Raw genomic sequence first — 17,988 nt, forward strand, 5'->3', positions numbered from 1 at the left:
AGAATCCTCATATAATAAAACATAAAGTATGTCCAATTTTGATTTGATTGATGTAGTAGAGTTATTAAATAAAGCAAATAATTTAGGGATCAAAATATCTTTAGATGATGAAAAGCTAAAGATTAAGATGCATAAGGATCAGGAGATAGATAGTGGTCTTCTGGCCGAACTGAAGCTCAGAAAGGAACATCTTATTTCTTACTTCAAAAAACACAGTGCAGCCACAGTCACAGAAAATAAAATTCTACCTTTCTCCAGAGATGCGGTAACACATATTCCGCTTTCATCAAGCCAGGAGCGTCTCTGGTTTCTGGATCAGCTGGAAGGAAGTACTGCTTATCATATTCCTACAGTATTGAGGATGCGCGGTAAACTTGATCGTGGGGCTCTGGAATTTGCTTTACAGGGGGTTGTGAACCGTCATGAAGTATTACGTACAGTAATAGTAGGAGAGGATGGTAAAGCTTATCAGCATATTCGGCCTGAGGATCGCTGGAAACTGATAGTTATTGATGATCTGATATACAAAAAAGACGCGAATGCACTGCGCAATGGAATCAAAGAATTAACAGATGCGCCATTTGATTTGTCTTCAGATCATATGTTGCGCGCTTACCTGATTGTCCTTGGAGAAGAAGAATATGTATTATCAGTTGTCATGCACCATATTGCATCGGACGGATGGTCAACGGGTATTATTGTAAAAGAACTGATTGAATTTTATAATGCCAGTATAGAACAAAGACCAGTCGAATTACCTCCACTTGAAATACAGTACGCAGATTATGCTGTGTGGCAGCGTGAACAGTTTTCTGTGCCTGTGCAGCAACAACATCTGGATTACTGGAAAGGAAAACTAGGAGGAGTATCTACTTTATATTTACCTGCTGATTATCAGCGGCCTGCTATACAAAGTTCAAGAGGAGCCTTGAGTCAATTTACACTGAACCGTTCTCTTTCTGAAAATCTGCAGGTATTAGCACGTCAATATGATGCTACTTTGTTCATGACTTTACTGACTGCATTTAAGGTATTGTTATATCGGTATACAGGACAGGATGATATCTGTGTAGGTACACCTACAGCAGGGAGAACACAGCAGGAGGTAGAAGGGCTTGTAGGTTTTTTTGTAAATACACTGGCTCTGCGCAGTGATCTTGCTAATAACCCTTCTTTCGAAACATTACTGGAACAAGTAAAGGATACCACCCTGAGCGCTTATCAGCATCAGGACCTGCCACTGGAAAAAATAGTGGATGCAGTAGTCAAAGAGCGTGATCTGAGCCGTAATCCTTTGTTCCAGGTTTCTTTTGCTTTGTTGAATATTCCCGAAGCTCCCGATTTGAAATTGCAGGATGTGGTACTTTCGGCCGAACCTCTTGAGCATACAAAAATACAATTTGATTTTACCCTTACTTTAAGGGAAGGGGCAGATGGCCTTTCGGGTGCCATTGAATATAGTACAGATTTATACCGGGAAGAGACCATCTCCCGTATGATTATGCATTTTGAACAATTGCTTTTTGCAATTGTTGCGGATCCGACTGCCAGGATTAGTGAGCTACAATTATTGAGTGCGGCAGAGGAAGAACAACTTTTAGTTGCTTTCAATACTACTGAAGCAAGTCATTTGCATGAGAAAGGAACAACAATACTTGATTTATTTGCAACCAGGGTAAGCCAAACGCCGGATGCCATAGCTATTGTTTTTGAAGATCAGTCACTGACTTATAAAGCGCTGGATGAAAAAGCGAATCAGCTGGCGCATTATTTAGCGATTAAAGGAGTGACTCTCGAAACTATGGTTCCGATCTGTCTGAACAGATCTCTGGAGATGATGGTAGGTATTCTCGGGATTATGAAAGCAGGTGGTGCTTATGTACCCATTGATCCGGAATATCCGGCAAGCAGGATCAGTTACATTTTATCTGACACTGCTGCCAGGGTAATTATTACAGATGCTTACAGTAAACCGAAATTACCTCAGCTGGCAGACCATATAGAAGTCATTGTAATAGATACGGACTGGGATGAGATCGGGGCACATGCGAAAGGAGCACTGAGCACCATGCTGACGGATGAAAACCTGGCTTATGTGATTTATACTTCTGGTTCAACAGGTATTCCAAAAGGGGTAATGAATCAGCATAACGGAATTGTGAACAGACTGGAATGGGGACAGGATTATCTCCGGCTGGACAGCAGTGATGTTTTATTGCAAAAAACGACTTTCTGTTTTGATGTTTCCATATGGGAATTATTTGGCCCACTCATTGCCGGTGCAAGACTTGTATTTGCCAAGCCTGAAGGACAGAAAGATACCGGATATCTTAAAAATGCTATTGCACAATATGGTATTACCACTATACACTTTGTTCCCCTGATGCTGGATGCATTTCTGGAGAACGCAACTGGATGGGATGGAAGTACTTTACGCCGCGTGGTATGTAGTGGTGAAGCACTAGGCCCTAACCAGGTAATAGCTTTCCGCAAATGTTTCCCTGATTTACAGTTATATAATTTTTACGGACCTACGGAGGCGGCTATTGAGGTGAGTTACTGGCAGGCCCCTATGGATACTACTGGGCTGGAAATTGTACCAATAGGTAAACCGGTGACTAATGCCAGACTCTATATACTGGATAATCATGGAAACGTAGTGCCGCTGGGTGTGAATGGCGAATTGCATATTGGTGGAATACAGGTGGCGCGTGGTTACCTGAACCGCCCTGATCTGACCGCAGAAAAATTTATTACTGACCCGTTCAGTCATCAGCCTGGAGACAGGTTGTATAAAACGGGTGACCTGGCAAGGTGGCTTCCGGATGGTAGCATAGAGTATCTGGGGCGTATGGATGACCAGGTTAAGATCCGGGGTTATCGTATTGAATTAGGAGAAATTGAAAATGTACTGGAACAGAGTGAACTGATTAACCAGGCCGTTGTGCTGGCTAAACCAGACGTGTCTGGAAATAAACGCCTGGTGGGTTACGTTGTACCTGCCGGTGATTTTGACAGAGAAGGCATTATCTTGTTCCTTAAAAACAGATTACCCGAATATATGGTCCCTGCATTATGGGTAGCGCTTGAAGAAATGCCGCTTACGCCTAATGGAAAAACTGATAAGAAAGCATTACCGGAACCTGGCGATGCTGTGATTTCTGCCAGCGCTTATGTTCCGCCGCGTAATGAGATGGAGCAGACATTAACAGCTATCTGGCAGGATTTACTAGGAGTGTCAAGAGTAGGTATACACGATAATTTCTTTGAATTAGGTGGTGATTCTATTGTTACGATTCAGGTAGTAAGCAGGGCTAAACGTGCAGGTTATGAATTGCAACCAAAAGATTTATTTATCTATCAGACTGTAGAAAAGTTATCTGCGCTGTTACTGGCAAAGAAAAGCAGTGAGCTTACTGCAGAACAGGGCCAGCTTGTTGGTGTGGCGGGCTTATTACCTATACAACAATGGTTTTTTGAAGCTACAGGTCCGAATCCATCTCATTTTAATCAGCAGGTATTATTAAACATTGATAAAGACACTGAACCTGCATTGATGGCAGAAGCTATAGCTCAGCTAGTAGCATATCATGATGCCCTTCGCTTTACTTACGTACATGGACATCAGGGCTGGGAACAGACATATGGTACTGCCCAGACTGAACTGGAGATTGTCGATTTGCAGCAAATACCGGTTAAACGGCTGAATGCGGAAATAGAAAGAAATAGTGACCGGGTACAACGTAGTCTGGATATTGAACGGGGTATACTTTTCCGCGCTGTTTTACTTCAGACCCCTGCCATTGAAACACATAACCGTCTTTTATTAGTCTGTCACCATTTGGCTATAGACGGTGTGTCATGGCGTATCATACTGGAAGATATGGGACTACTGTTGCAGCATCCTGATCAGCCGGCATCAGTGGTGCTACGTCATAAAAGTAGTTCTTACCGGCAGTGGCTGGCTGCTCTGGGAAGTTACGGGCAGCGTCGCCGCCTGCTTGATCAGCTGGAACATTGGGAAAAAACGGTTGTAGAATATTATCCTTTAAGAACAGAAAAAGAGGAAGAAGGAATCGTAACTATTGCAGATACAGTCAGTCATGTGACCAAACTGGACCGAGTCTTTACCCGCCGGTTATTGCAGGATAGTTCACGTGCTTATCATACAGAAATTAATGATCTGCTGCTTTGTGCACTGGCACTTACTTTAGCTAAATGGAATGGTAGTGATAAGGTTTCTATCGGACTGGAAGGGCACGGACGTGAAGATATTTTAAAAGGAATAGATACCAGCCGTACTGTCGGATGGTTTACAAGCTTGTATCCGGTATTACTGGAAGTAAAAGAAGGTCAGGACACGGGTGCATTGATAAAATCTGTAAAAGAACAGCTGAGACAGGTTCCTGATAAAGGTATCGGTTATGGTGTGTTGAAATATATCAACAAAATCCCTTCTCTGCAGGGATCAGAGCTCTGGGATATTATTTTTAATTACCTGGGACAGGTAGATCATGCAACTGATGAGGATAGCACAGCTGAAAAATCAGGTGCGGCTATTCATGAAGATTATCCGGTACGGGAGAATTTATCTGTAAACAGTATTGTTCAGGGAGGTTCGCTGGTTATGACCTGGACCTATAGTAATAAACATTTTACTTCAAAAGGAATAACAGAACTGGCGGATTTATATCTGTCGAACCTGGAAACGCTGATAGATCATTGTAGCAACCGGACAGCTGTTTGTCTGACACCATCAGATTATAAACTGAATCATTTCGTGTCTGGTGCAGAGCTGGATAAGTTCATGGATGAAAACTTTAATGGTTCTCCACGCCGGACACAGGTGGAAAGTATGTACCGTCTGAGTGGTTTACAAGAGGGAATGTTATTCCACAGTATATACGATGGGCAGGCAGGGGCTTATGTAGAACAGTTTACAGGTGAATTAACAGATCTGGATGTACCTGCATTTCTCCAGAGCTGGGAATATCTGCTCCAGCATCACAGCATTCTGAGAAGTGGGTTTTATTATGATGTCTTTGCCGTTCCGGTACAGTGTGTCTATCGTGAGGTAGAGTTACCTGTTACGATGCTTGATTACCGCCATTTGAATGAAGCCAGGCAGGCTGAGGCTATCAGTGAGTTTGAAGCTAAAGCTAAACTGGAAGGATTTGATTTTACAGTAGCTCCGCTGATGCGTATTACGCTTACACGTCTGTCGGCTAACCGTTATCGTTTGCTTTGGAGTTTTCATCATATGTTACTCGATGGCTGGTCTACTCCGGTATTGCTGGAAAAATTATTATTAACCTATGAGGCTATTGTAGCTGGTCATCCGGTACCAGTAATAGCCAAAGATAATTACGAAGATTATATCCGTTATACAGAAAGGAGAGATAAGGAAGAAGAAGAATTATACTGGCGCGGTTATCTGAAAGGAATCAGTGAAGGATGTTTACTTCCTTTTGTCAATACTACTGCCGACCGTAATAAAGGCGTTGGTTTATACCGCCAGTTCCCTTTGCGGGTAAATGCAGTGCTTTCTGCACAGCTTTCCCGTTTTGCACAAAGACATCGCGTGACTGTAAATACATTGATGCAAGGTGTCTGGGCATATCTTTTATCCCGTTATACAGGACGTCCGGATGTGGTTTACGGGGTTACCGTTTCAGGTCGCCCTGAAGATCTTCCTGGTGTGGAGCGTGCGATTGGTATGTATATCAATACTTTACCTTTATATACCGCTGTAGATGGTACAGCGGGGATTGTACAATGGTTACAGGAATTGCAGATGAGCCAGCTTCAGAGCAGGGAATATCAGCATACTCCTTTAAATATTACCCAGCGGTGGGCGACAGTAGAAGGCGATCTTTTTGATAGTCTGCTGGTCTTTGAAAATTATCCTGTCAGTAAAGTATTGTCCGGCCCGACAGAGAATCTTCAGCTGGAAAATGCAGTAATGCGTGAACAGACTAATTATCCGCTTAGTCTGATAGTTTCTGCTGGAGAAGAGATTGGTGTACTTTTTAGTTATAACAGTAGTTTACTGGATGAAACGTATGTGGCTGCTATTGCTGCTCATCTGGAACAGGTACTACAAGAATTACTAGCTCATGAAACAGGTAAACTGGCAGATATTGAATTGCTGACAGCTTCGGAAAAGGAACAGTTACTGGAAGTCTTTAATCATACTGAGACTGTTTATCCACATGAAGAAACTGCGGTGAGTCTTTTTGAAGTCCAGGTTTCTCATCATCCTTTAGCACCAGCTATTGTTTTTGAGGATAAGGTTTATACTTATCAGGAACTCGATGAACGGTCTAATCAGCTGGGGCGTTACCTGCGCAGCAAAGGAGTGACGACCGATACCCTGGTTCCGGTTTGTCTGGAACGTTCGGCAGAAATGGCGGTAGCGATCCTTGGGATTATGAAAGCAGGAGGAGCTTATGTTCCGGTTGACCCGGGATATCCTGAAGACAGGATTAGTTTTATGCTTGAAGATACCCAGGCAACAGTAGTGGTGACTACACAGGAATTGAAAGATAGTATTGCTGCTTTTGCAGCTGTAGATACTGTACTGCTGGATACCGACTGGAAGGTGATTGAAAAATGGGAGATAACAGCACCGTTAAAGCCTGCGGTACCTGGTGATCTGGCGTATGTGATTTATACCTCAGGTTCTACAGGCAAACCTAAAGGGGTGATGATCGAACATGCAGGTATGCTAAACCATTTGTATGCGAAGATCAATGATTTACAGTTAAGTGCAGAATCGGTGGTTGCCTTTACTGCTTCCTATACTTTTGATATTTCGGTATGGCAATTGTTTTCGGCCTTGCTTTGTGGTGGAAAGACGGTGATCTATTCTTCCGGACAGATCCTGGAGCCATCTTCACTGATGGCTGCTGTGGAAGCAGACGGGATTACGATCCTGGAGCTGGTACCTTCTTATCTGAATGCTGTTTTACAGGAAAATATAGCGGTATCCTTGCAGGCTTTACGTTATCTGTTGGTGACAGGAGAAGCGGTAAGTCAGCCGCTACTGGCCCAGTGGTTTGGCCATGCCAGTTACGGAAGTATTCCGGTGGTGAATGCTTATGGACCGACTGAGGCTTCAGATGATATTTGTCATTATATCATGCATCAGACCCCATCTCGGATCAATGTACCTATCGGATATCCGGTTCAGAATATGCGTATTTATGTGTTGTCTGCCGGAGATCAGTTATGTCCTGTAGGCGTTCCGGGAGAGATTTGTGTTTCTGGAATTGGTGTGGCGCGTGGTTATCTGAACCGAGCCGAGCTGAGTGCTTCCCGTTTTGTACTTTGTCCATTTGAACAGGATGGCAAACGGATGTACCGGACGGGGGATCTGGGGCGCTGGTTACCAGATGGCACGATAGAATATTTAGGTCGTATCGATGACCAGGTGAAGATCCGTGGTTTCCGGATCGAACTGGGTGAGATAGAGACTATTTTACAGCAGGCTGCAGGTGTTTTGCAGGCAGCTGTTGTGGTTAAAACAGATGAGAGCGGGAATAAACGCCTGGTTGCCTATGTGGTTAGTGAAGGAGAGTTTGAGCGGGAACAGACCGTCAGCTGGCTGAAGAACCGTTTACCAGAGTATATGGTTCCTGGTTTGTTTGTTTCCCTGTCCGCATTACCACTGACCGGTAACGGGAAGATTGACCGAAAAGGTTTACCTGATCCTGATATGGACAGTTTGCAGAGCCATAGTTATGTTGCTCCGCGTAATGCAGAGGAAAGTTTACTGGCTAAGATCTGGGAAGAGTTATTGCATGTTTCCCAGGTGGGTATTTATGATAATTTCTTTGAACTGGGAGGTGATTCAATTATCACGATTCAGGTGGTGAGCCGTGCCCGCCGTGCGGGCTTTAGTCTTCATCCACGGGACTTGTTTGTCCATCAGACCATTGCAGGGCTTTCTGCATGTTTGTCGGTTGAAGGGGCTGGGGCAGCCGCTGGTGAACAGGGCTTGCTGGAAGGGATCAGTGGTTTATTACCAATCCAGCAGCATTACCTGGAATCGGGTAGCAAGACACTTTCTCATTATAACCAGGGTGTTTTCCTGAGTATCGCTAAAAGTGTGGATAGGGATGTTTTAGGGGGAGCGATCGCTCAGCTGGTTAGTGCCCATGATGCTTTACGTTTTACTTATCAGCAGGGTGCTGATGGCTGGGAACAGCATTATGGCGATACTGCAGTAGCACTGGAGATCAGTGATTTGCGCGAGGTATTGCCATCGGAACTGTCATCCGCCCTTGAAACCCATAATGACCGTTATCAGGGAAGTCTGGATCTGACAGGTGGAATTGTATTCCGTGCGGTACTGATCCTGACCCCAGAAGCTGAACAGGCTAACCGCTTGTTACTGGTGGTTCATCATTTGGCCGTGGATGGCGTTTCCTGGCGTATTTTACTGGAAGAGCTGGAACAGTTACTGAACGGGGTTCCACTTCCTCCGGTTAAAACAGCCTCATATCGTCAGTGGCATCAGTCATTGGTGGACTATGGATCAAAATCCCATGTACAGGGGCAACTGGGTTACTGGAAGAAAGCTGTAGGCCAGCCTTCACCTTTACGCCGTGTTCAGGAGTGGTCAGGGACATTGAGCAGTGAGGATATGCATCAGTATAGTGCAGCACTGGATGCAGCCCGTACCCGTGAGTTGTTACAGGATGTTCCGCGAGCTTACCATACCGTGATCAATGATCTGTTGTTATCCGCTCTGGCTTTGACATTGTCAAGCTGGAATGGTTCAGCTCGTGTCGTGATCGGACTGGAAGGTCATGGCCGGGAGGATCTGATCGGTGGAATTGACATCAGTCGAACGGTAGGCTGGTTTACCAGTTTATACCCTGTGGTGCTGGAAGTTGAATCAGGCAAGGATACCGGTGCTCAGTTGAAGGATCTGAAAGAACAATTGCATCAGGTACCTGATAAGGGACTGGGTTATGGGGTCTTGAAATACCTGGATAAAGCTGCAGCCTTACAGGTTTCTGACCCTTGGGAAGTAGAGTTTAACTACCTGGGACAGTTGGATAATCTGGTGAGTGATTCAAAAGATACTGTATTATCCGGAGCGGCAGAGTCCTCAGGCCGTTCAGTTGGAGAAGGACATCCGGTGAGAGAGTTGTTATCGATCAACAGTTTGATCCAGGGCGGCACTTTACAGTTGACCTGGAGCTATAGCAGTCGTCATTTTACAGTGGAAGCGATTGCAGGTCTGGCTTCGGTTTATCTGGTGGAGCTTGAAAAGCTGATAGCGCATTGTGTGGAGGTGGAGACCCCTGTATTTACACCATCGGATTATAACCTGGGTGAGGAGATCAGCAATGAAGAACTGGATGTTTTCCTGGATGCTGAATACAACGGAGCGGTAAGAAGGACACAGCTGGAAAGTATGTCGCGATTGAGTGGTTTACAGGAAGGAATGCTGTTCCATAGTTTATATGATGATCAGGCAGGTGCCTACAGCAAACAATTTTCATGTGAACTTGTCGCACCTGATGTAGACGCTTATCTGAACAGCTGGAATTATTTATTAAAGCGTCACAGTATCCTGCGCAGCGGATTCTACCATGACGTATTTAAAATACCGGTACAATGTGTTTATCGTGAGGTGAAAATACCGGTAACAATATTAGATTATCGTGGATTAACCAAAGAAGAACAAAAAGAGCAAATCCGTATTTACGAAGAAGCAGATAGTAAAAAAGGTTTTGATTTTACGGCTGCCCCACTGATGCGTATCTGTCTGATACAACTGGATAACGAACGTTATTATATGTTGTGGAGTCATCATCATATTTTGCTGGATGGTTGGTCTATGCCAGTTTTAATGGAAGAATTGCTGGTTACCTATGAACAGCTGATTAGTGGAAAACCATATCCGGTACTTATAGAAGATCGTTATGAGGATTACATCCGTTATATAGAAAGACAGAATAAGGGAGAGGCCTCAGCTTACTGGAGCAAATATCTGGATGGACTGGAAGAGGCCAGTTTACTGCCTTTCATCAGCGCTGCATCAGACCGTACAAAAGGACAGGTAGATTATGCTGACGAAATAATTCGTTTTGACGCAGCCTTTATGACACGTTTATCAGGTTATGTACAGCAAAATCGTATTACAGTAAATACGTTGATGCAGGGTGTGTGGTCTTATTTGTTATCCTGTTATACGGGACGCCAGGATGTAGCATTCGGCATCGTCGTATCTGGTCGTCCGGAGAATTTACCAGGTATAGAAAATGCGGTAGGTATGTATATTAATACTTTGCCATTGCATGGGAAAATTAATAACTCTGGAGATATCAAAACGGGATTACAGCAGATTCAGCTGGATCAGTTACAAAGCAGGGATTATCAATATACCGGTTTAAATGAAATACAGCGTCTTTCGGGTATAGGCAGTGAGCTGTTTGATACCTTGATGGTATTTGAGAATTATCCGGTTAGTGAAACACTCGAAGCGCAGCCATGGAAATTACAGGTGGAAAATGTACAGGCAGAAGAACATAGTAATTATCCGTTAACAATTATTATTGTTGCAGGTGAGCAGATCGCTATCAATTTCAATTATAGCAGTTTACTTGGAAAGGATTATGTAAAAATGATATCAGGCCATTTTGGTTTGGTACTTGAACAGGTTATTTCATCCATTCCGTCGAAATTCGGAGAAATAGAGCTGTTATCAGCAGCTGAGCGCCATCAGTTACTGAATGTCTTTAATGATACAATTACCTCTTACCCTGATGAACAAACAATTATCGGAGCCTTCAGGGAGCAAGTAATCCTTAACCCTGAGGACACGGCTATTGTATATGAATCAGTTTCTTTAAGTTACCGTGAACTGGATGAACGTTCAGAGCAATTGGCCTTTGAGTTGATTAGCAGGGGTGTGAAACCAGAATCGCTGGTACCTGTGGGTATGAAACGTAGTCTGGATATGATGATTGGTATCCTGGCGATCTTAAAAGCAGGGGCTGCTTATGTACCCATAGATCCGGATTACCCATTGGAACGTATTGCGTTTATGCTGGAAGATACTGCCGGAAAAGTGGCCTTGACCAAGTTTGAATGGGTGTCCCTGTTTAAGGGTCTGGCTCCTGATCTGGAATTGATTAATCTGGATCAGCTCGAATTATCTCCTGTTGATCACTTATTACCGGTTTCAGCAATTACTCCTGACAGCCCTGCTTATGTAATTTATACTTCAGGTTCTACCGGTCAGCCTAAAGGAGTAGTGGTTACCCATCGCAACGTGGTGAGTCTGGTAAAAGAAGTAAGTTACGTGGCACTAGGTAAGGAAGATGTATTGCTATCTACGGGATCTCCATCTTTTGATGCAACCACTTTTGAGTATTGGGGTATGCTATTGAACGGTGGGCGCCTGATTCTTTGTGCTGATGATAAATTGCTTGACAGCAGTCAGCTGAAAGGGGAGATCCGTTCACATGGGGTAACAAAAATGTGGTTTACCTCGAGCTGGTTCAATCAGCTGATAGATACTGATATTACGGTGTTTGAAGGGTTACAGGTTATACTGGCCGGTGGAGAAAAACTATCGGATGAACATGTAGGCAGAATCAGGAAAACTTATCCGGAAATAGAAATCATCAACGGATACGGACCAACTGAAAATACGACATTCTCTCTTACTTTTTCAATTGATGATAGTGGACTTATCCCAATCGGACGTCCACTGGATAACCGTACAGCTTATGTACTGGATGCCCAGTTGAGATTGTTACCGGTTGGTGTTCCAGGTGAAATTTATCTTGGGGGAGCAGGTTTGTCGTTGGGTTATCTGAACCGTCCCGATCTTACCGCGGAGCGCTTTATCAATCATCCTTTCAAACCGGATGAGAAGATATATAAAACGGGTGATATTGGTCGCTGGCTTCCGGATGGCAATATTGAGTACCTGGGCCGTATGGATGATCAGGTGAAAATCCGTGGTTACCGTATTGAACTGGGAGAAATAGAAAATGTATTACAGAAAAGTCCGTTGGTGCGCCAGGCTGTTGTGATGGCCAGAGCAAATGCTTATGGAAGTAAACAGCTGGTGGGTTATATCGTGCCTGCCGATGCATTTGACAGAGAGGGTATCGTTGCTTATCTGAAGGGACATCTTCCTGAATATATGATACCAGTTCTTTGGATGTCACTGGATACTTTACCCTTAACCAAAAATGGAAAAGTAAATAAGAAGGCGTTGCCTGAAGTAGAGGCAGGTGCTTTACAAACAAATAGCTACGAAGCACCACGTAATAGTACTGAACAGGCACTTGTAGAAATATGGCAGGAGCTTCTGCGCATAGAAAAGGTTGGAATACACGATAATTTCTTTGAACTGGGTGGAGATTCCATTATTACAATACAAGCGGTAAGCCGTGCTAAAAGAGCTGGTTTCCAGTTTCAGCCCAAAGATTTATTTGTATATCAGACGATTGCAAAACTGACAATCTTATTAAATGAAAGAAAAAATGCAGTGTCTTACGCTGAAGAAGGATTTCTAACCGGTGAAAGTGGTTTATTGCCTATACAACAGTGGTTTTTTGATATGGGAACACCATCCGTATCACACTTTAATCAGCATTTACTATTAACGGTTCCAAAGAACATAGCTTCATCTGTAATCTCTGATGCTATTCTTCAGCTGGTGAATTATCATGATGCTTTGCGCTTTACTTACGCAAAAAAGGCAGATGGAAACTGGGAACAGCATTATGGAAATCACAAAGGTGAACTGGAAATAGTGAATCTGAAGGATATCCAGATAACAAATCTGGCTGCTGCTGTGAAAGATTATGGTCAAAGCAAGCAAAGTAGTCTGGATATTGAGCAGGGGATTATATTCCGTGCTGTATTATTCCTGACGCCAACTGAAGAACAGGAAAATCGTTTGTTGCTCCTGGTTCATCATCTTGCAGTAGATGGTGTTTCGTGGCGCATTCTGCTGGAAGATCTGAGTTTGCTGATCAAACAACCCGGACAACCTGTTTTGACGGTTCTTGGCAGCAAGACTGCTTCCTACAGACAATGGTATAATGCACTGAAACAATATGGACAGCAATATGCAGTACGTAATCAACAGACATACTGGACAGATGTTGTAAAACACTATATACCATTACCGACAGATCATGTTTATACCGAACGTCTGGCACTTACGGATACCGGGACAAAGGTAGCTAAACTGAATAGCCGCGATACGCAACGGTTATTACAGGAAGTTCCAAAGGCATATCATACAGAAATTAATGATGTACTGTTATGTGCACTGGCAATGGCTTTATCAGAATGGAGTGGTATTCATTTTATCTCTGTTGGACTGGAAGGTCATGGACGGGAAGATATGATGCCGGGGCTAGATACCAGTCGTACTGTTGGCTGGTTTACTAACCTTTATCCTGTTTCGCTCGAAATACAGGAAGGTAAAGACAGTGGTTATCAACTGAAATCAATTAAAGAACAATTGAGAAAAATACCTGAAAAGGGTATGAGTTATGGTATACTGAAATATCTGGACAAGTTAGATACCCTGCAAAAGGAAGATCCCTGGAATGTAGTGTTCAACTATCTGGGACAACTGGATAATATGGTCAGCCAGTCAAGCGAACTAGGAATGGCTACCGAGCAGGCAGGTAATAGTTTAGCTGAAGATTATCCGATTTCTGACAAGTTATCTGTGAATACAATGATACAGGGTGGGGAATTGTTCCTCGACTGGAGCTACAGCAGTAAACATTACGAGGCTGATAGTATCGAAAGACTATGCGGTTTGTATATGGAACATCTGCAGAATCTGATTGAACATTGCGCTGCACAGGAGCAGGTATCGTTTACACCATCTGATTATGGATTAAATGATCTGGTTACAGTAGCAGAACTGGACAGGTTCCTGGATGAAGATTATCTTGGAAAACCAAGAAGAGCTCAGATTGAAAGTATCTACCGGCTGGGAGGATTACAGGAAGGCATGTTATTCCATGACCTGTATAATGAGAAGGGAGCTTTTACAGAACAACTTTCCTGTGACCTGATGTCATTACAAACAGCTGCGTTTATTCAAAGCTGGGAGTCACTGGTTGAGCAGCATAGTATTCTGAGGACTGGCTTTAATCATGATGTATTCTCTTTACCTGTGCAATGTGTATATAAAGAGGTTTCATTACCGGTAACCTTACTGGATTACCGTAATATGAGTTCCGATGAACAGGAAGAGGCCATCCGGGAGTATGAACAAACTGACCGTCGTAAAGGATTTAATCTGGAAAGCGCACCCTTGATACGGATCTGCCTGATACAGCTTTCGGATGATAAATATCGGTTGATCTGGAGTTTCCATCATATATTACTTGATGGCTGGTCAATCCCTGTCTTGTTAGGTGAGCTGCTTTCTAATTATGAATTGCTGGAAACGGGTAAAGCACTAACGCAACAGCCTGTAGATCGTTATGAAGATTATATCCGCTATATCGAGAAAAAAGATAAGGAACATACTGCCGGCTACTGGCGTAATTATCTGGCTCAGGTAGAGGAAGGTTGTCTTTTACCTTTTGTGGGGGCAACGGTCGACCGGACAAGAGGTATTGGTATGAAAGAGGGTATCATGGAGCTTGATGCTGTGACGACTGACCGGATTAATAATTATGCAAAACAAAACCACCTTACAGTTAACTCTGTAATGCAGGGCGTATGGGCATATTTATTATACAGATATACTGGTCGTCAGGATGTGATTTATGGTGTTACGGTATCTGGCCGCCCTGAAGATTTACCAGGTATTGAAGCAAAAGTAGGGTTGTTTATCAATACACTTCCATTGTATATCAGGCTAGACCATTCGGATGACATAACTCAATGGTTCCAGACCCTGCAACAGGGGCAGCTGGAAAACAGGGAATATCAATATACTACCTTGAATGATATTCAACGCTGGACAAACATAAAAGGGGATCTTTTTGATACCTCCATCGTTTTTCAGAATTACCCGATCAGTGAATCGGATATGCAGAAAGGTGTGGCCCTGGAAGTAAGTGATGTAGTTGTGCATCCGCAGACGAATTATCCTTTAACTATCAATGTAATTACAGGAAGAGAGACCAGTCTGCTGTTCGTTTATAACGATGAATTACTGGATGAACCAAGCGTTGAGATGATGATGGGACATTTCAGACAGGTATTACTGCAACTGGTAGAGAAAGAAATAAAGAGCTGGAGCGAAGTCGAATTACTGACACCGTCAGAGAAAGAACTGCTACTATATACTTTTAACAATAAGGTTGTTGCTTATCCACATACACAGACATTAGTCGATCTGTTTGTACAGCAGGCAGCACTAAGGCCAGAATCACCGGCACTGGTTTTTGAGAACAGGATATGGTCTTATGGCGAACTGAATGAGCGTTCCGGCAGACTGGCCAGTTATCTGCGTACTAAAGGCGTAAAAGCTGATGTTCTGGTGCCTGTTTATCTGGAGAGATCTGCTGAGATGGTAGTCGCTATTCTGGGAATTATGAAGGCGGGTGGTGCTTATGTACCACTGGATACGGAATATCCGGCTGAAAGGATTAGTTATATTCTTAAAGATACTGCTGCTTCAATAGTGGTGACAACAGCAGACAAAGTGCAGCATTTGAGTATAATAACTGATGTATCTCTGGTATCAATTGACGGGGATGCCGAGCTGATTGGTGCTTATCCTTTCAGCATACCTCAGGGTGAAGTGAAGCCTGAAGACCTGGCTTATGTAATTTACACTTCAGGTTCTACGGGGCAGCCGAAAGGAGTAATGGTAGAACATGCCGGGATGCTGAATCACCTTTATGCAAAAATTAATGACCTGCATCTGAACAGCAGTAGTGTGGTTGCTTTTACTGCTTCTTATACATTTGATATCTCAGTCTGGCAGTTGTTCTCTGCCTTATTATGCGGAGGAGTAACCATTATTTATCCTTCGCAGCTGATACTGGAGCCTGTTGCCTTAATGGAAAAGATAGATCAGAACGGTGTAACCATACTCGAACTGGTTCCATCTTATCTGACTGCTGTGCTGCGCGAAAATATTGCTGTTAAACTGGAGAAACTGGAATATCTGCTGGTTACAGGAGAGGCTGTCAGCCAGCCTTTACTGGCACAATGGTTTGAACACCCGGATTATGCCCGTATCCCGGTAATCAATGCTTACGGTCCTACAGAAGCTTCGGATGATATTTGTCATTATGTGATGGAGAAAACACCTGAACAGATTAATATTCCGTTGGGCAGCCCAATTCAGAACTTGCAGTTATATGTGTTCAATAATGAGTTGAACCTTTGTCCGGTAGGGGTTACGGGTGAGATTTGTGTAGCAGGTATAGGTGTTTCAAGAGGGTATTTAAATCGCCCTGACCTTACTGCAGCGAAATTTATTACCGATCCTTTCCATCCTGAAAACAGGATGTACCGTACAGGGGACCTTGGTCGCTGGCTGCCTGATGGTAATATAGAATATCTTGGGCGTATAGATGACCAGGTAAAAGTAAGAGGTTTCCGGATAGAGCTGGGAGAAATTGAGAATGTATTGCAGCAATACGAGAGTATCAGTCAGGCAGTAGTTATTGTGAAAGCTGATGCCAATGGAAATAAGCGCCTGGTTGCTTATCTGTCTGCAGAGGCAGGTTATGATAAAGAAATTATGCTTAACTGGTTAAAAGGACTCCTGCCTGATTATATGGTGCCATCATTCTTTATCAAGCTCGCTGCTCTGCCTTTAACAGCGAATGGCAAGATTGATAAGAAAGCTTTACCAGATCCTGATACCAATGAATTGCTGGCCACGGCTTATGCTGCACCACGTAATCCATTGGAAGAGGCTCTTGCGGTTATCTGGCAGGACATGCTGGGTATAACAAGGGTCGGAATATATGACAACTTCTTTGAATTGGGCGGACTTTCCCTGCTGGTTATCGGATTGGTATCGGTAATCAAGAAGGAATTGAAAGTGAAATTACAGGTCAGGGATATTTTCAATTACCCTACAATTGATTCACTGGCAGCAATCATGAACACACGTAAGGAAACTGGTGATGATCATTTGTTACTGCTGAACTATGGGCCTGTTTCATTCCCGGTATTTATGTTGCCTGGAGCAGCTGGTATTTGCGAGGTATACAGCGCATTGGGACATGAGCTAAATGAAACTTGCGCCCTGTATGGATTGCAGATGCCAGGTGTGTTTGAAGGAGAAGTTCCACTGAATGATCTTCCAGCCATAGCTGCTCTTAATATAGAATGGATCAAACAGGTGCAGCCTGTTGGCCCGTACCGGTTTATCGGACACTCGCTTGGAGGGATTATGCTGTATGAAATGACCAAACAGCTGGAGGCAGCCGGTGAAGAGGTACAAACAGGAATTATCCTGGATAAGGACACGACTACCGACAGCTCTTTCCATAACAATGAGAATAATGGGGAAGTGCTCTTTAAGCTGGCGATGCTGGTCTTTGAACTCGGAAGTATAGTCACAAAACCTTATCCGCAGTGGATAGAAAAGCTGAAAGCCGGTTTATCACTATCTGACAGGGAAAGTATCATGCCGGTCATTACTTCGGTGGTGATGGATAACATCGGTAATAAAAAGCACTATGCAGCCTTTATTCTTCGGATTCTGAACCTGGTAATCAGTAATGCATTCCTTGAATATCCGGTTGCCGGAAAGGTTAATGCCAGTCTGCTGATTGTAAAAGCTACAGAAACCGCATGGGAAGAAAAAAGCGGGAATCTTGGCTGGGATGAATTTGCTTCAGATGTGCAGCGGATTGTAGTTCCCGGAGATCATGATTCAATCCTTGGAAAAGATCATGTACAGGTACTGGCAGCACAGCTGATCACTTATTTTCAACAATTCAAAGGATAAAAATAAATTACACCCCGCTAAATGTGGGGTGCAAATAACCAATTAATTTAAAGCTA

The 17,988-nt window shown here is 43.6% G+C and carries 1 protein-coding gene; it reads left to right on the forward strand.

Going from position 1 to position 17,988, the window contains the following annotated elements; genetic code table 11:
• The first annotated feature begins 28 nt into the window (after positions 1-28).
• A complete protein-coding gene (locus HDF25_RS00810) occupies positions 29-17,932 on the forward strand; it encodes a non-ribosomal peptide synthase/polyketide synthase (RefSeq protein ID WP_184621798.1) in 17,904 nt (5,967 codons plus the stop codon).
• Positions 17,933-17,988 lie beyond the last annotated feature (56 nt).

The organism is Pedobacter cryoconitis (assembly GCF_014207135.1).
Taxonomy (GTDB): Bacteria; Bacteroidota; Bacteroidia; order Sphingobacteriales; family Sphingobacteriaceae; genus Pedobacter; species Pedobacter cryoconitis_D.

Bases quoted from the DNA above. Each gene is read 5' to 3' on its own strand.
- HDF25_RS00810 (WP_184621798.1), top strand. From the start codon at position 29: ATGTCCAATTTTGATTTGATTGATGTAGTAGAGTTATTAAATAAAGCA.